Genomic DNA, 15,718 nt, shown 5'->3' with positions numbered 1-15,718 from the left:
CGCGATGGCGGGAACACCGAGCACCGGCTCGCACACAAGGCTCCATCGGTCACCCGTGGATCACGGCGATCCTCGCGGAAAGATCTTTTGGTACTGTGGTCGCAGGCGCCTCGCCTGCCTGATGCGCTCTCGCTCGATGGAGCAGGGCGCACCGAGTCGGGCCTCGCGCGCCTGAGGGGGTTCGAGGGAGGGGCATGCGAACAAAGGCCTTCATCGAGAGAGCGATACGCCATGCTGTCGCGTTGCTGGCGCTCCCGGCGCTCGGCGCGTGCGGCGCGGAGACACCGCCTTACGACGACCTGCCGCTGCGCGACGCGCTGAGCGCCGCGCCGGAGGTCCTCGCCGCCTTGCCGGAAGAGGTCCTGCACGACGTGGCGGTGCGGCTGGAGGAGACGCACGGCGAGCCGGGGGACGAGACGGCGATCGAGGGCGCGGAGATCGCGAGCGTCCCCGCGCTGGTCCGCAACGCGGACGCAGCGCGGGACGAGCTGGGCAAGGACGCGATCGTCCTCGGCTCGCTCGAGCCGTCCGAGGACGGGTTCTTGCTCCGCTCGGTCACGCCCGTTGCGGGGGGGCGCGGGCCCGAGGGGGCGCTCGATCGACCAGTGCCCGCCCTCGCGGGGCCGCCGGCGTCGCCGGAGACCGCTCTGCTGGAGGACGCGGCGCTCGGCGGCCGGGCGGGCGAGATCCTGGCGGAGCTCGCGCGGCGCGCGGACGCGCAGGACCTCGTCCGCGTCACCGGCCTGCCCGCGGGCGTCATCGCCCAGGATCACACGGTGTACGTCAACGCCGCGTGGCTCGTCGCGCTGAGCGCCCTCTCGCCCAAGGACGCGCCCGCGCTCCCCACCCCCTCGGGCGGCGCCGCGATGCCCGCGTGGCCCCGGAGCGAGCCGCGATCCGTGCGCTTCAACCCCTATCACCTCCCCTCGTCCGTCGCGGAGTGCGCCGCCGAGGTGCGGGACGTATGCACCTGCGCCGTGGCCGGGCAGTGCGAGCACGACCGCACCGACCCGACGTTCGAGGACGCCCAGGCGGAGTGTTCCTGGGTCAACGCCGGGGCGCTGAACGCCGAGGCGCTCTGCATCCTCGCGCTGCTGAGCATCGACGGGGTCAAGGAGTGTGTCTTCTCCGCGGGCAGCGGCGCGTGCGCCGCGCTGCCGATCGCGGGGCGCGACGGCGCCCTCGCGTTCGCCGGGGACGAGGGCTGCATGGCCTTGCTCGACCGCTGCCTCCAGTACGGCAGCCCGACGGTCCCCGCCGTCACCCCGAGCACGCCGAGCGGCACGTCGGGCGGCGACGACTGCGGCAGCTGCGGCGGCTGCAACGACGACGTCGCGGGTTGCAACCAGAACTGCAGCGAGTGCAACCAGAACTGCCGCGACTGCAACCAGAACTGCCGCGACTGCGACCAGAACTGCAAGGACGGCGATCCATCCACCGGCAGCAACTCGAGCTGCAAGCTGAGCGCCGGCCGGCGCGATCCCGGAGGAGGCCACCCGGGCGCGCCCGTGCCCCTCGGCGCCGCGTTCTGGCTGCTCCTGCCCGCGGGTTACATGCTGCTGCACATCCGGAGGCGGCCGTGAACCGGGCGGTGATGTTCTGGCTCGAGCGCCACGGCCTGCCTCCGTGGCTCGCGCCGACCTACACCGTGATGGTCGCCGTGGCGGGGCTCCTCGGGGCGACGGCGTTCTTCTGGCTCGTTCGCCGGGATCGGGGCGATGTGGCCGTGGAGGGCCGGGCGCTCCTCTCGGGCTACGTCGCGGCGCTCCTGGGCGGCTACGTCTTCGAGGCGCTGCGCGCCGCGCCCGAGGCGCTCGCGGGGGGCTCGTGGGGTCCGATGCTCCACGCCGGCCGCGCCGCCTACGGGGGCCTCATCGCCGGCGTCGCCGTGGCCGGCCTGGTCCTCTACCGCCGCGGCGCGGCCGTGCTCCCGTTCCTCGACCGGCTCGTGCCCGGGCTCGGGATCACCTACGCCTGCGTGCGCACCGGGTGCTTCCTTGCGGGCTGCGACTACGGCCGCGTCACCGGGGGCGCGCTGGGCGTCCGGTTCCCCGCCGGCAGCCCCGCGGCGGCGGACCACACGGCGGCGGGCTGGGTGCCCCTCGGCGCGCCGAGCCTGCCCGTGCACCCCACGCAGCTCTACGAGGCGGCGCTCGGGGCGATGGCGAGCGCGATCGCCGCCCTGTGGCTCGCCCGGGGGCACCGGGACGGGCGCGCCTTCGGGACCTGGCTCGCGCTTTACGCGGCGGGCCGGTTCTTCATCGAGCTCCTCCGCGGGGACGCCGGGCGCGGCGTGTACGGGGGGCTCAGCACCGGCCAGCTCGTCTCGCTCGCGCTCCTGCTGGGGCTCGCGGCGGCCGTCGTGCTGGCGCGCCGGGCTCGCAGCGCGCGTCGCGCCGCCGCCGTGGCGCCCGCGCTGGTGGCGCTCGCCTTCCTGAGCCTCGCCGCGGGCGAGGCCGCCGCCCAGCCGGCCCGCCCCGCGCCGCCCGCGCCAGCAAAGCCCGAGGCGGCAAAGCCCGCGGCCACGAGCTCAGCGCCGGCTCCGGCGCCTGCTCAGAGGCCGTCGCCGGCACCAACGCCCTACCCCTACCCGCCTCCCGCGGGCGGTCACGCCGCGCCCTACCCCTACCCGCCGCCCGCCGGCGGGTACCCCGCGCCCTACCCCTACCCGCCGCCCGCGGGCGGTCACGCCGCGCCCTACCCCTACCCGCCGCCCGCGGGCGGGTACCCCGCGCCCTACCCCTATCCGCCGCCTGCGGGCGGGTATCCCGCGCCCTACCCTTACCCGCCGCCCGCGGGCGGGTACCCGGCGCCCTACCCCTACCCGCCGCCCGCGGGGGGCCCTCCCCCGGCCTACCCCTACCCGCCGCCGGCGGGCGGATACCCCGCGTCTCCCCCTCCCTCGCCCGCGGCGGCCGCACAGCCGGAGCGGCGCACCCCGGATACGCCGCCGGGGCCCTCCGCGAAGGAGCCCGCGACGGGTCACCAGGCGGAGGCCAACGCGCGGCGGATGGCGCTCTCGCTCGGGATCTCCGGCTACTTCGTGCCGGGGCGCTTCGCGGTGAAGGACGGGATGTCCGTGGATCTCGACGTCCTCGCGCGCCTCCGCCTGAGCGAGACGCGCCGCTTCGAGGTCGGCCTCGAGTTCCGGACCGTCTCGACCACCGACGTCAACCAGCTCGCGGTCGGCGCGCCGCTCCGGCTCGTGATGGGGGTCGGGTCGCACGTCGAGATGTCGGTCGGGATCACGCCGGGCTACCACCGCATCTTCTTCGATTCCCCCTACTTCGAGAGCGTGGGCGCCTTCGGCGCTCGCTTCGGGTGGGGCATCCAGTTCCCGATCACCTCACACCTGTTCCTCGGCTTCTCTCCGGTGAGCTTCCTCGTGCTCGCCTCGGACGACGTGGACGCGCTCGTGGCGTACGAGCCCGGGCTCTGGGCTGGCGCAGGATTGCTGTGACAGACGTCGCTGGCGCTGCCGGCAGCTCCTCGAGGTGGGGCCCCGTCGTTCTCTAGGCGCGACCGATCCTGGTCGCGATGATGAGCCCAGACGACCAGCAGAGCTTGGTCAGCACGAGATCCTGGCGTCGCTCGAGAGCGGCGATCAGCTCCGCCACCTTGGGAGCGTGGTCATCGGGCCAGTTGGGCTGAGGGAGCATGTCGTCGATGACATAGAGCCCGCCGGGCTTGATCAGGCTCAGCGCCTCGTCCAGGGCGTAGTACTTCCCCGGCCATGTATCGGCAAAAATGAGCTCGAATTGCTGACCCAGCACAGAGCGCAAGAAGGCTTCGCCATCCATGTTCTTGAGCGTGAGGCGGGGGTCGCCTCCGAGGTGCTGGCGTGCCACGGCCAGGGCCTTCTCGTCGTGCTCCACGGAGACGAGCGTAGAGCTGGCATTCATGCCATCGAGGATCCAGCACGTCGAGATGCCCGTGCCGGTCCCGAGCTCAAGGAAAGCGCCCGACTTGGCGGCGGCGAGCGTACGCAGCATCGAGCCCGTCTGCCTGTCGCTGGCCATCGTAAACCCGATCTCCGCGGTGGCCCGCTCGATCCCTTCGAGCACCGCAGGCGGTCTCAAATTCCCCAGCTCCTTCATCAGCCGATCCTTCTCCACGCGGCCAGTCGCGCGTCACTCTACAGCACCTCGATCTGCCAGGCCTCGTGGAAAGAGCCAGCGGAGCCAGCGGGGGAGGGCGTGCTGCGCGGGGGGGCGGCGGGGCAGGCCCCCACAAACCCCGAGCGCCGGCCCGCAGCGCAGCCGGTCGCCCCCCGATCTCGCCTCCCGCACAGCAGGCAATAGCCCCCCAAAAGGCGCGAGTTTGTGGGACAGCCCCGCCGCCCCCCCGCGCAGCGCGCCCTCCCCCGCTGGCTCCGCTGCAGCCGTCTAAACCGACCGCTCTCCCGCGCCCCCCGCCGTCACCACAGCGATCTCATCGAAGCGCTCAGCCACCGCATGCCGGCTCCCCCCATCCCGCGCCGTCCCCGGCCGGATCACCAGCACCGTGCGCATCCCCGCCGCCGCCGCCGCGTCGAGCTCGGCCACCACGTCAGACAGGAACAGCACCTCCCCCGGCTGCACCCCGAGCGCCTCCGCGATCCGCTGGTAAGCGCCCGCCTCTCGCTTCGGCCCGGTCGTCGTATCGAAGAACGCCGTGAACAGCCCGGTGAGATCGCCGGCCGTCGTGTGCCGGAACAGGAGCTCCTGCGCCTCGACGGACCCGGAGCTGAACACGGCGAGCGTCACCCCGAGGTCTCGCCATCTCCGCAGCGCCGGCTCCACGTCTGCATACACGTGGCTCCGGAGCCCCCCCGACTCGTAGGCGCTGCGCCAGATCTTGCCCTGGAGCGCCTTCAGCGTCGTCTCCTTGCGATCCTGGTCGATCCACGCGAGCAGCGCCGCAGCGAGCTCGCCGTCGCTCACGGCCTGCTCGCTCTCGCCCCGCTCGCGCGCGACCGCGCGCCGGGCTGCCTCGACCTCCGGGCCCCCGGCGTGCGCCGCGACGTACGCCGCCAGATCCCGGCGCGCCACGGCAAACAGCGTCTCGTGCACGAAGCGCACGTCGGTCGTTGTCCCCTCGATGTCGATCAGCACCGCGCGCGCAGGGAGCGCCGCCACGCTCACGCCTCGAGCCGCGGGAAGCGCGATGCGATGTCCGACCCGGTGTGCTCGGCGACCCACCCCTTCGGATCGGAGAACCACCGGATGCAGGTGAACGAGGGCTCCGGCCCCATGTCGAACCAGTGCCGCGTCCCGGCCGGTACGCTGATGAGATCGCCCTTCTCGACAAGGAACGAGAGCACCCGCTCGCCGTGATGGATGCAGAACAGCCCTCGCCCCTCGACGAAGAAGCGCGCCTCGTCCTCGGTGTGGATGTGCTCGTCCAGGAACTTCCGCCTGAGGTCGGGGTGGTTGGGGGTGCCCGGCGACACCGACACCACGTCCGCTGTCACGAACCCGCACGCCTCGGAGAGCCGCTTCACCGGCCCCGCGTACGCCTCGAGCACCTGCTCCTGCGCCGTCCCCGGCGGCAGCGGGCGCTCGGCAGACCAGCGCTCGAAGCGGATCTGCGCCTCGGCGGCGACGCGGGCGATATCCTCGAGCGTCGTGTATTCGTCGGCCCTCGTCGGGTCGCTCTCCCGGTAAACCCGCAATCGGCTCATGATAGCCCTCCTTCCAGCAGCGCGCAGTCCAGCATGAACTCGATCGCCTCGATGTGGCGGATGGTGCTCGCGATGTCCGATCCCCACGTGTACAGCCCGTGACCTGCGATGAGGTAGCCGTACACGGGCGGATGCGCCGACATGAACGCGTCGACGTCCTCGGCCAGCTTCCGGATGTCCTGCGTGTTGACGAAGACCGGGAGGAGCACCGTGGCGGTGTGCGTCGTCATCCCGGAGAGCGCCTTCGCCACCTCGTAGCCCGAGAGGGTCACGTACCCCTCTTGCGCGCACCGGCGCGACAGCACCGTCGCCGCCCGCGAGTGGGTGTGCGCGACGGCGCCGATCTCGCTGGAGTGCCGGTAAAGCTGGCAGTGCAGCGCCGTCTCGGCCGACGGGCGGGCCGCCGAGGGCCCGGTCAGGCGGCCCTCCGCATTGACGACCACGATGTCCGACACGCCGAGCGCGCCCTTGGGCCGCCCGGACGCCGTGATCGCGAGGGTGCCGTCGCCGAGCCGGGCGGAGAAATTGCCACTCGTGGCCGGCGTCCAGCCGCGCTCATGGCAGAAGCGGGACAGCTCGATGAGCTCGGCCGCGACCGAGGAGAACGATGCAAACGACGTCCCGCGTACGCTCACGGCGCAAACATACCAAAGCGAACGCGGGCGATCAACGCGCCGCGCCGCCGCTCGAGCCGCGTCCGGGCCGCTGAACCCGGGGAATGCCGCGCTGCTCCGCGCTCACGGCGCCGGAAGGCGCTCGGCCTCGCGCCGGCCAACGCCGTCCCGCGCGCCGCGGAGCAGGCCGGCCCAGAACCCGAGCCCGTGCGCGGCGTGCACCGCGGGGAAGATGGCGCAGAGCAGGGGGAAATCACGCAGCGAGGCGCGCCGCGCGAGCCGGAGCGACTCCGCGATCACGAGCGCGGCGTAGCCGAGCGAGGCGAGCGCCAGCACCGGGCGGACCGCCGGCGCGAGCGCTGAGGCGAGCGCGAGCAGCGCGAAGGCCGTCACCATGAAGAACGGCAGCGCCGGCCGGAGCGACAGGAACTTGCGGCGGCACAGCAGCGTGCGCGCGCGCCCCTTGCCATACGCGAAATACTGCCGAACGAGCGCGGCGAACGACGACCGCGGGTAGTAATAGGCGACGATCTCCCGGGACAGGTAGACCGCGCCGCCAGCCTCGATGATGCGCTGGTTCAGCTCGGCGTCCTCGTTGGTGATGGCGGCCGGGTCGTAGAGGCCGGCGATCTCGAACGCCTCGCGCCGGAAAGCCCCGTTGAACACCGACTCGACGAACCCCTCGCGCGACGGGTCCCGGTACGCCGAGCCGCCCACGCCGAGAGGGCTCGAGAGCGCGACGCAGAGCGCCCGCTGAAAGCCGTTCCGGTGGCGCGGCCGCGCCGCGCCGCCCGCGTTGAGGGCGCCGGTCCGCCGGAGCGCCGCGACCGACGCAGCCACGTAGTCGCCGGCGTAGTCGGCGTGGGCGTCCATCCGGACGATCACCTCACCTCGCGCGCGGCGAATGGCGATGTTCATCGCGGTGGCCTGGATCCTGTCGGGGTTGTGGAGGAGCGTCACCCGTGGATCCTCCGCCGCGGCGCGGCCGACGAGCTCCCGTGTCCTGTCGGTCGAGCCGCCGTCGACCACGAAGATCTCGAGGAGCTCTGGAGGATAACGCTGCTCGAGGGCGCAGCGGAGGACGTCCTCGATGTAGCGCTCCTCGTTGTAACAGGGAATGACGATGCTGCACCGCGGCCGCTCGGCGAGCGGGCGCAGAGAGAGACGCCCGCCTCGCGGCGCGCTCGCTGTTTGATCCATGGCCTCTCCCAGTCTCTCGCGGGTCGAGCCGACCCGCCGCAGGACTGCGACAGCGGATACAATCGCGGGGCCACGCGATCTCGCGGGGTCGCCCGGCTCGAACTGCACTGCGTGATGCGGCCTGGACGCGGCCGGGGCAGCTCGCTGGGCTCTGGCTGCACACCGGCGGACTCATGCGAGGGGCGCGCGATGGGAGCGCGAACAGACGAGCGCTCGGCCTCGTGCTGCCAGGGCAGCGGCTCGAACGGCGCGTCCGCCTGGGCTCGAGAGCCACGGATCCCGGATCGGGGAGCGCACGGTCCGCGCGGAGCGCATGCTCCGCACCACGGCCGTCCCCGATTCGGTGGGCTTCCCACGGTCCCGCGTCGTCCGCGACAGAGCTTCTTGAGGAGGCGTGCAGATGGATTTCGATCTCGTCATCTCGCGGGGAACGATCCTCGATGGCAGCGGCCAGCCTCGCTACGTGGCGGACCTGGGCATCCAGAAGGGCAAGGTCGCCGCGATCGCCGGGCCAGGCGCCCTCGCGGGAGGGCGGACGCTCGACGCCAGCGGACTCGCCGTCGCGCCCGGCTTCATCGACATCCACTCGCACATCGACTGGCTGCTCGCGCTGCCCGACCACGAGGACGTCCTCGCGCCGATGGTCGCCCAGGGCATCACGACCGTGGTGGCGGGCAACTGCGGTCATTCCCCTGCCCCGGTCACCGAGGCGTCGATTCCGCTGGTGGAGCACTCGGCAGAGATCCTGAAGGACGGAGCGCTCGCCTACCGGTGGCGCTCGATGGGCGAGCTGCTGGCCGCCCTCGAGGCCGGCGGGCTGCTCGTCAATGCGGCGCTCCTGGTCGGCCACGGCACGCTCCGCCAGGCGGTCATGGGCAACAGCGCCGCTCCCCCGAGCCCGGAGCAGATGGACGCGCTCTGTTCGCTCGCGCGCGCGTCGCTCCGCGAGGGCGCGTTCGGGCTCTCGGCCGGGCTGGCCTACACGCCCGGGGTCTTCGCGCGAAGGCACGAGTTCCTGACGCTCCTCCGGACGGTGGCCGACGAAGGGGGCGTGTTCACGGTCCACGGCCGGGCCTACACGTGGATATCGCCGTTCTACAGGCCGCTGCTCCTCGGCCCGCCGCACAACCTCCGCTCCGTCCGCGAGCTGCTCGGCCTGGCCGAGGAGAGCGGCGCGAAGATCCAGCTCTCGCATCAGATCTTCATCGGCCGGCGGACGTGGCCCACGGTGCCGTGGGTGCTCCGCGCGATCGAGCGGGCCGTGGACAGAGGGGTCGACGCCGCCTTCGACGCGTTCCCCTACACGGTCGGCAACACCACGGTGAACGCCCTCTTCCCCGCCTGGGTGCTCGACGACTTCCGCGCCCGCATCAACGACCCGGCCATCCTCCGCCGGCTCCGGCGGGAGTTCGCGATGTTCCGGCGGCTCCTCGGGCTCTCGTATGCCGACATCCGGCTGCTCTGGGGCGGGGCGCCGGAGCTCGCGGCGCTCGAGGGGCTCGATTTCGAGGCGATCGCGGCGCGCCTCGGCGGGAGCGAGTTCGACGCCTACGCGCACGTCGCCCGCGTGAGCGACGGCAAGGCGCGCGTCCTCCTGAACACGTACTCGGGCGTCGATGCGCAGGACGAGCCGCTCCGGGCCGTGCTCTCGCACCCCCTCTGCGCGTTCGAGACCGACGCGATCCTCACCCGGCGCGGCCAGCACAACCCGGCGTCGTTCGGCACGTTCCCGCGGGTGCTCGGTCACTACAGCCGCGACGCCGGTCTGTTCCGGCTGGAGGAAGCCGTGCGCCGGATGACCTCGCTGCCCGCCGAGCGGATCGGGCTCCGCGACGTGGGGCGCATCGTGCCCGGGCACTGGGCGGATCTCGTCGTCTTCGATCCGGCCACGGTGGCGGACAACACGACGCCGCGGCGGGCCGACGCGCCGCCGTCAGGGATCCGCGCCGTCCTGATCACCGGCGAGGTGGTGGCGCAGGACGGCGCGCTGACGAGCAAGACCCGTCAGGGGCGCCTCCTGCGCAGGTAGGCGGGGCGGCGGTTTCCTTCGCTGACCAGGCGCGTTGAGCGAGCGATCTTCCGCGAATCATGGTCCGCGGCTGAAACGCGCTCCCCGTCGCGCTCGGGATCGAACGCGGACGGACAGCCCCGTCGTCACGGGCACGTCGCCGAGTCGTCGTTGTCTATCACGGACGCTCGTGGAACGCCGGTCCGCTCACGGAGCTCTTCCGCCTCACAGGTGGGGAGCCTCGGGTTCGTCGTGATCTCGAGAGCGTAGTGGATCCGCTCGAGCGAAGAAAGTCCATCGAGGCTGGTGAGCTCTCGGTTGTTCGAGATGGTGAGATTTTGCTCGATCGCCCGGAGCGCAGAGAGACCATCGATGGACGTGAGCACGTCATTGCTCCCGATCGTGAGATCTTGGTAGACCGTCTCGAGCGCCGAGAGCCCCTCGAGGCTCTCGAGGTTCGCGTTGCCGATGACGAGGAGGTTGGCGAGCTGGCTCACGCCTTCGAGGCCCTGCAAGTCCTTGAGCGCCGGGTTGAATTTGAGCACCACTGCGCCCGTGCCGGTCAGGTTGCGCAGCCCGGCGAGACTCGCCAGGACGGCGTTGTCCTCGATTTGAATGCCGAAGCGCACCGTCGTCAGACCCTCGAGTCCGCCCAGGTCAGCGAGGCGGAGGTTCGAATTGATGTTCAACGGGCCATCCACGGCCTTCAGGCCTTGAAGCCCCGTCATGCTCGCGAGCGTATCGTTGTTCGCGATCGTCAAACCCGCCGCGATGGACTCGAGCCGCTCGAGCCCCTCGAGCGTGGGGAGGTTACGCGTGTACCGGATGGTGACCGTGCCCGTGACGTGCCGTAGACAGCCAAGGTGATGCAGCCGATGCACCTCTTCACTGAGCACCAGGTCCCCGCGGACCTCCGAGATGAGCGGCAACTCGTCGAGATCGACCTGGTATTTCAGATCGAGCGAGCTCGAGATGGGCCGCGCCGTGGAGCAGTCCAGCTCCGCAGGTGCCCCCGCGCTCCCGCCGGTTCCATCTGGAGCCCCGCCGCTCGTGCTGCCCGAGCTCGCTGCCGCGCCGCCGTCGCCCGACCCCGTCGAGCCGAACGGGCCACCCGTGCCGGAGCCGTTGCCCGTGGTTCCGCTCGCGCCACTTCCTCCAACACCTCCCCCGGACGCCTCGTGCCCGGCCTCCCCGGGACCGTGGCCATCGGAGGAGGTTCCCCCTTCCCAGTCGCCCGCGACGCCTGGATCGTCAAGATGCGTCCTGCCGCAAGCCAATGGGCTTCCTGCTGCGACGAGCCCTGCCGCCGCTATCGGCGCCCAGTACCAAACGCGCCTGCTACGCACCGGCATGACCGAACCTCCGCCGCCGAGTATATGCCCAGGCGATGCCCTGGGGTGAGGGTCGGCGCCCGTCGAAGCCGTGCGGATCGAGTCCACACCGCCACGCGCGCCAAAGTTTGCGCCACCATTGACGGAAATGTGCCACGAGCGCGAAGCGCCGGGCCCCCCCAGGGCCGCGCGCGCGTTCTCGCGGCGTCGCGCTACTTCCTCTTCGCGTCGTCGACGTAAGGGGCGGGCACCCAGCGGTAGGACTCTCCGTCTCTCCGGACGTGGCCCAGCCCGGGGAACGGGGCGTGGGTGTGCGCGACGAGGTAGCCCTTGTCGGCCGCGTCGGCGAGCGCCTTCTTGCGCGTCTCCACGGCCATCGGCGCGTTCACGTCGAAGGCCACCGCCACCGAGGGATCGTCGAACTGAACGGCCATGATGTGAACGAGGTCGCCCCACAGGAGGAGCCTCTGGCCACCGCTCTCGAGAGCGTACAGCGTGTGGCCGGGCGTGTGGCCGTACGCCGGCTCCGCGCGGAACCCCGGAAAGAACTCGGCCGCTCCGGTGAACGGCTTCACTTGCCCGGCGTCGAGGTACGGCTGCAACGTGGCTTGCGCCGCGGCGAAGAACTGGGCCTGCATCCCCGAGGCTTTCGCGGCGATCGCCTTGTCCATCCAGTAGTCGAGATCCTTCTGGTTCAGGTGGACGGTGGCGTTCGGGAAGGCCCTCTTCCCGCCGATCACGAGCCCGCCGGAGTGATCCGGGTGAACGTGCGTGAGGAAGACGTCGGTGACGCTCTCGGCGCTCACGCCCGCCGCAGAGAGCGACGCGGGGAGCTTGCCTGTCGTGGGGCCCATGAGCTCTGCGCACCCGGTGTCGACGAGGATCGTCCTGCCGTTCCTGTGGATCAGGAAGGTGTTGAAGGACACGTCGATCGGCGACCTCTGGAAGGATTGCGCGAGGAGCTTGTCGACCTCACCCGGCTTGGCGTTGAGGACGAGGCCGTTCGAGAGTTCCAGGCCGAACGTGCCGTCGGAGAGCACGGTCACGTCGATGTCGCCCACGCGCGTGTGGTAGAAGCCCGCCTGACGCCTCTCGCCGCCGGACGGAACCAGCGCGCTCGCCGCCGGAGACGGCGCCGGTGCCGCCGGCGTCGCGGCGGGCTGCTCCGGAGCAGCCGGGCTCTTCGGAGCGCTGCTGCTCGGCGGGGCCGGGGCGGCGCACGCAGCGGGGAGGGTGAGAGCGCCCCCGAGCAGCAGCAGTGAGGCCGCGATGGACGCGATTCGCCGCATGGAAATCATCCGCATGATCGTTCTTGTCTCCGGGCTTTCTTCGGTCGTTGGCGGCGCGCGAGCGCTGCTCGCCGTCCTTCGGCGGGATGGCGGCCCGTGTTCGCCGCCCGTTCGTCGTTGCACCGTACGTCCCGGCATGTAGACTTGCTATGCCTGAAACATCAGAAAAATAAACCGGTCGTCCAGATGGGGCGCCTGATGGGCGCCGGAGGAGCGAGGCGATGGATGCCCTCAGCCGACTCTTTCATTCGCTGCACGTCGAGAGCGCCCTGTGCACGCGCTTCGAGGCGTCGGCGCCGTGGGGACACCGCGTCGCGCACCGCGGCCCCATCAAGTTCGTGCTCATCGTCGCGGGATCGTGCTGGCTGCGAACGCGCGCGCTCCCGGAGCCGAGGCTGCTCGGCGCAGACGATCTCTTCCTCGTTCTGGATGGCGAACCCTACGTGCTGTCCGATTCGCTGGACTCCGCGACCGTGGACTGCACCGCTCTCGAGGATCGCCGGGACGGCTATCTGATCCGCTACGGAGGCGGAGGCGCGCGCTCCACGCTGGTGAGCGTGGCCTTCGACGTGGATCCGACGGAGGGCGAGCCTCTCCTCGTCGCGCTCCCGCGCTTCATCCACCTGCGCATCGATCAGAACCGGAGCCACGGCCTCCAGTCGCTCATCGAGCTGTTGCGCCTCGAGGTCTGCTCATCGGAGATCGGATCGATCCCGATCATCCGCCGCCTCGCCGAGGCGCTCTTCATCTCGGCGGTCCGGGCCTACCTCCAGACCGGCGAGGGGCCGAGGAGGGGCGTCCTCGCGGCGATCGCGGACACGCAGCTCGCGCGCCCGCTCGGCGACATGCACGAGGACCTCGCGCGCGGCTGGACGATCGACGACCTCGCGCGCAGCGCGCGGATGTCTCGCTCCGCTTTCGCGGAGAGGTTCCGGAGCACGGTGGGCCAGACGCCGCTCGAGTATCTGACGCGGATACGGATGGACCGCGCGCGCGGGCTCCTGCGGGAGGGCATCCCCATCGCCGAGGTTGCCCATCGCGTCGGCTACGACTCGGCCATCTCGTTCACGCGCGCCTTCCGGCGCGTGACCGGCGGAACCCCGGGGGCGTACCAGCGCGGACACGAAAGCGGAGCGAGGCCCGAGGATGCGCGCGGGGAGGAGTCGAGGCCGCCACCGTCATGACGGTGGCGGCGATCCTCCCGCGCGCACGGCCGCTCATTGCACGACGCTCACCGGCAAAGGCTCGCCTTCGCGCGCGAGGTAGACAGTGGCGGTCAGCTCGCCCCTCGCGTCGGGCGTCGGCGGCGACGCGAAGAAGCCGGCGTTCCAGATCCGGGTGCCGGGGATCATGAAGGCACCCTGGACGAAGTTCCGGTAGCTCTCGAGGTCGGTGTGGCTCGTCTCGATACGGCACATGCTGGCGTGGCAGTCGACGTCGCGCAGCGCCGATGACTCGGGCAGCACCGCGGCGACGCGGGAGCTGACCGTGCGGCTCGCCTCCGAGGTCCAGGCGGGGTCGGGGCGCTCGGACGCGAACACCGTGTCGAGCTCGCTCTTCATCTCCGCAGGCTCGAACGTGGGGCGGGGCGGCTCGTCCTGCGCGTCTCTCTGGGGCGCCGCCTCGTCCTCGTCATCCTGCCCCGGCTCCGGAGCGAGCGGAGCCGTCTGCCGCGCGAGGACGGGCGCGGCCGCGGTCAGAAAGGCCTTGTTCGGCGGGCGGTCCTGCGCCGCCTCCACCGGCACGGACAGCGATCGCATCTCGGTGCGGAGGCCCGCGAGCTGCTGCTCGTGGCGGCGTTCGCTCCACACGTTGAGCGCACCGGCGGCCCCGACGAGCACGACGAATGTGACGATGACATGACCGTTCTTCATGGCTGTCTCCAGAGCAAGTCTCGCTCGCTGCGGGACGGGCGCGGGGAGGCTCGCTCCCCGCGGCCGGCCGTCGGGCTCAGTACGTCACTGTGGTGATGCGACCGCTGGGGGTGATGTCGCACGCCAGGTACGACGACCCGTTGGCGGGGTGGTAGCTCGTCACGTTGATCTGCTGGAACACGTTGACGGAGGTCAGCGACTTCGAAGGATAGAGATCCCAGGTGTAGCCGTCCCAGCTCGTGCCGATGGCGCGGCAGCTCACGTCGCTGCTGAGGTTGAAGGCAATGCCGCCCACCGAGAAGTTGGTCCAGCCGGCGTGGTCCACGACGGCGGGGACGAGCCAGGCACGCGGGCCAGCGCAGCCGGTCGAGCCGTTGTTGTGGATGTTGCCCCAGAACTCCGAGAAGCACGCGCGATCGGACGCCACGATGGTGGTCCCGGCGCTGGCCGTCGTCGTCCTGGCGGAGGCGGGCGCGGCGACAGCACCCACGGAGACAACGGCGACGGCGGCGAGGAGGAGGCTCTTGAAGGTGGTGCTCATGTGAGGATTTCTCCGGAGGGCAACTGTTGTTTGTCGGGAGCGGTGCCCTCCGTCCGCGCCCGAAGCCGCGTTTTGCAGGGCCCGTGCCGCGGGCTCCGGGAGCGCGGGAGGTCTGGATTCGTGGTGCTCGGCGTGACTGGCAGTCTGCGTGGCGAGCGGGTTGTCACGCGGCAGTCACATCGCGCCGGGGGGTTGTCGCCTGGCAAGCGACACTTCGGCGCAGGCTCCGGGGCTACGTTCTCCCGAGGCCTCGGACGACGTCGCCGCGCTCACCGCCGATGTCGTCGTCGGCCAGCCGCGGAACGGCGCGGGCCTCGGGCATCGCGCGCTCGAGCGACGGGAACCTCGACGTCACGCCGCGCCTGCCGCGCGAGATGGGCGGGCCGGGCGGCGGCACGTCGCGCTCGGCGCGTCACAAGAGAAACAGAAATGGAGCTCTTTCACATGCGCGGCGCGTGCTCACTCGCCGAGACGTTCCCCGGCACGCGGCTCCTCGGCGACGGCACGCCGCGTGCTCGCGTCGAGGTGATGCGCTGGGCGGCGTGCCTCGACTCCGACGTGCACAAGGCCTTCAAGCCGATCTTCACGCCGCGTCGGTTCCTCGCCGACCCCACGTCCGCCGCGCCCCTCGCGGACACGGCACCGCAACCACGAGGATCCCATGCTCCAGAATCTCCGTTTCGCCTCTCGCACTTCGAAGTTCGTGAAGAGCACCGCCGCCGTGGCGGCCGTCGCGGTGGGCCTGCTCGCCCGCCCCGCTGTCGCCGCGCCCGAGCCGGTCGTCACGACGCTCCTGACGAAGGAGCTCGCGAACATCCCCGGGAAGGAGGTGATGATGCTCATCGTCGACTACCCCCCCGGCGGCGCCGATCCGGTGCACCGTCACGACGCCCACGGCTTCATCTATGTCCTCGAAGGCTCGATCGTGATGGGCGTGAAAGGCGGCAAGGAGGTGACGCTCACCCCTGGCCAGACCTTCTATGAGGGGCCCAATGACATCCACACCGTCGGCCGGAACGCGAGCACCAAGAAGCCCGCGAAGTTCCTGGTCGTGCTCGTGAAGAACCGGGGCGTGGCCCCGTTGCTGCCCGTCCAATGATGCATCTCGTGGAGAGCCGGCAGCAAGCGACCGATCGAGTCCCGTCCGATCCGGTCAAACGCGATCACACGGGAAAGCTCACCACCTCCGCGCCTGTCGG

The 15,718-nt window shown here is 71.4% G+C and carries 14 protein-coding genes and 1 pseudogene; 6 read left to right on the top strand and 9 right to left on the bottom strand.

The genetic code is table 11. From position 1 onward, the window contains the following. Nucleotides 1-194: 194 nt before the first annotated feature. Entirely contained in the window at nt 195-1,583 is a 1,389-nt protein-coding gene (locus WME79_RS08490; RefSeq protein WP_437534112.1) for a hypothetical protein, read from the top strand. Beyond that, nucleotides 1,580-3,460, top strand: a complete 1,881-nt coding sequence (locus WME79_RS08485) for a prolipoprotein diacylglyceryl transferase (RefSeq protein WP_437534111.1) — start codon at nt 1,580-1,582, stop codon at nt 3,458-3,460. The genes WME79_RS08490 and WME79_RS08485 overlap by 4 nt, the downstream gene beginning before the upstream one ends. 52 nt (nt 3,461-3,512) lie before the next feature. Here the strand turns inward: WME79_RS08485 and WME79_RS08480 are convergent, their stop codons facing one another. The 5 genes from WME79_RS08480 to WME79_RS08460 all read right to left on the bottom strand — a co-directional run bounded on the left by WME79_RS08480 (nt 3,513) and on the right by WME79_RS08460 (nt 7,476). Then, nucleotides 3,513-4,097: an O-methyltransferase gene (locus tag WME79_RS08480; RefSeq protein ID WP_437534110.1), complete on the bottom strand. Its 585-nt coding sequence runs from the start codon at nt 4,095-4,097 to the stop codon at nt 3,513-3,515. A gap of 288 nt (nt 4,098-4,385) precedes the next feature. Next, on the bottom strand, nt 4,386-5,117 hold the full coding sequence (mtnC, locus tag WME79_RS08475; protein ID WP_437534109.1) for an acireductone synthase: 732 nt from the start codon (nt 5,115-5,117) through the stop codon (nt 4,386-4,388). A gap of 2 nt (nt 5,118-5,119) precedes the next feature. After that, a complete protein-coding gene (locus tag WME79_RS08470; protein WP_437534108.1) occupies nt 5,120-5,662 on the bottom strand; it encodes a 1,2-dihydroxy-3-keto-5-methylthiopentene dioxygenase in 543 nt (180 codons plus the stop codon). Continuing rightward, nucleotides 5,659-6,297, bottom strand: coding sequence for a methylthioribulose 1-phosphate dehydratase (locus WME79_RS08465; RefSeq protein ID WP_437534107.1), 639 nt, complete (start codon nt 6,295-6,297; stop codon nt 5,659-5,661). The genes WME79_RS08470 and WME79_RS08465 overlap by 4 nt, the downstream gene beginning before the upstream one ends. Before the next feature lie 102 nt (nt 6,298-6,399). Further along, the gene (locus WME79_RS08460; protein WP_437534106.1) at nt 6,400-7,476 is read right to left on the bottom strand and encodes a glycosyltransferase family 2 protein; all 1,077 of its coding nucleotides are present in this window, start codon (nt 7,474-7,476) and stop codon (nt 6,400-6,402) included. Nucleotides 7,477-7,876: 400 nt separating this feature from the next. On the opposite strand from WME79_RS08460, the gene WME79_RS08455 reads away from it, so the two are divergent. Then, nucleotides 7,877-9,505, top strand: coding sequence for an N-acyl-D-amino-acid deacylase family protein (locus WME79_RS08455; protein ID WP_437534105.1), 1,629 nt, complete (start codon nt 7,877-7,879; stop codon nt 9,503-9,505). Between the two features lie 125 nt (nt 9,506-9,630). Here WME79_RS08455 and WME79_RS08450 read toward each other — a convergent pair whose 3' ends face one another. Together WME79_RS08450 and WME79_RS08445 are read right to left on the bottom strand one after the other, a co-directional pair. Further along, nucleotides 9,631-10,761 (bottom strand): hypothetical protein, encoded by a 1,131-nt coding sequence (locus WME79_RS08450; RefSeq protein ID WP_437534104.1) that lies wholly within the window; start codon nt 10,759-10,761, stop codon nt 9,631-9,633. 266 nt (nt 10,762-11,027) lie between these two features. Then, nucleotides 11,028-12,104, bottom strand: coding sequence for an MBL fold metallo-hydrolase (locus WME79_RS08445; protein WP_437534103.1), 1,077 nt, complete (start codon nt 12,102-12,104; stop codon nt 11,028-11,030). 221 nt (nt 12,105-12,325) lie between these two features. On the opposite strand from WME79_RS08445, the gene WME79_RS08440 reads away from it, so the two are divergent. Beyond that, a complete protein-coding gene (locus tag WME79_RS08440) occupies nt 12,326-13,288 on the top strand; it encodes an AraC family transcriptional regulator (RefSeq protein WP_437534102.1) in 963 nt (320 codons plus the stop codon). Between the two features lie 33 nt (nt 13,289-13,321). Here WME79_RS08440 and WME79_RS08435 read toward each other — a convergent pair whose 3' ends face one another. Next, nucleotides 13,322-13,978, bottom strand: coding sequence for a hypothetical protein (locus WME79_RS08435; RefSeq protein ID WP_437534101.1), 657 nt, complete (start codon nt 13,976-13,978; stop codon nt 13,322-13,324). A 76-nt stretch (nt 13,979-14,054) separates the two neighbouring features. Further along, nucleotides 14,055-14,519, bottom strand: a complete 465-nt coding sequence (locus WME79_RS08430) for a hypothetical protein (RefSeq protein ID WP_437534100.1) — start codon at nt 14,517-14,519, stop codon at nt 14,055-14,057. A 278-nt stretch (nt 14,520-14,797) separates the two neighbouring features. Here WME79_RS08430 and WME79_RS08425 point away from each other — a divergent pair. Both WME79_RS08425 and WME79_RS08420 read left to right on the top strand, forming a co-directional pair. Then, nucleotides 14,798-14,920: pseudogene (locus WME79_RS08425) on the top strand (peroxiredoxin); the annotation flags it as partial. Nucleotides 14,921-15,180: 260 nt separating this feature from the next. Then, nucleotides 15,181-15,618, top strand: a complete 438-nt coding sequence (locus tag WME79_RS08420; protein ID WP_437534099.1) for a cupin domain-containing protein — start codon at nt 15,181-15,183, stop codon at nt 15,616-15,618. The last annotated feature ends 100 nt before the right edge of the window (nt 15,619-15,718 follow it).

The sequence above is a fragment of the Sorangium sp. So ce726 genome (assembly GCF_051521405.1).
Classification (GTDB): Bacteria; Myxococcota_A; Polyangia; order Polyangiales; family Polyangiaceae; genus Sorangium.
This window is presented reverse-complemented; position numbering and strand designations above follow the sequence as displayed.

Bases quoted from the DNA above. Each gene is read 5' to 3' on its own strand.
- WME79_RS08455 (WP_437534105.1), top strand. From the start codon at position 7,877: ATGGATTTCGATCTCGTCATCTCGCGGGGAACGATCCTCGATGGCAGC.
- WME79_RS08490 (WP_437534112.1), top strand. From the start codon at position 195: ATGCGAACAAAGGCCTTCATCGAGAGAGCGATACGCCATGCTGTCGCG.
- WME79_RS08470 (WP_437534108.1), bottom strand. From the start codon at position 5,662: ATGAGCCGATTGCGGGTTTACCGGGAGAGCGACCCGACGAGGGCCGAC.
- WME79_RS08420 (WP_437534099.1), top strand. From the start codon at position 15,181: ATGCTCCAGAATCTCCGTTTCGCCTCTCGCACTTCGAAGTTCGTGAAG.
- WME79_RS08430 (WP_437534100.1), bottom strand. From the start codon at position 14,519: ATGAGCACCACCTTCAAGAGCCTCCTCCTCGCCGCCGTCGCCGTTGTC.
- WME79_RS08460 (WP_437534106.1), bottom strand. From the start codon at position 7,476: ATGGATCAAACAGCGAGCGCGCCGCGAGGCGGGCGTCTCTCTCTGCGC.
- WME79_RS08445 (WP_437534103.1), bottom strand. From the start codon at position 12,104: ATGCGGCGAATCGCGTCCATCGCGGCCTCACTGCTGCTGCTCGGGGGC.
- WME79_RS08435 (WP_437534101.1), bottom strand. From the start codon at position 13,978: ATGAAGAACGGTCATGTCATCGTCACATTCGTCGTGCTCGTCGGGGCC.
- WME79_RS08440 (WP_437534102.1), top strand. From the start codon at position 12,326: ATGGATGCCCTCAGCCGACTCTTTCATTCGCTGCACGTCGAGAGCGCC.
- WME79_RS08480 (WP_437534110.1), bottom strand. From the start codon at position 4,097: ATGAAGGAGCTGGGGAATTTGAGACCGCCTGCGGTGCTCGAAGGGATC.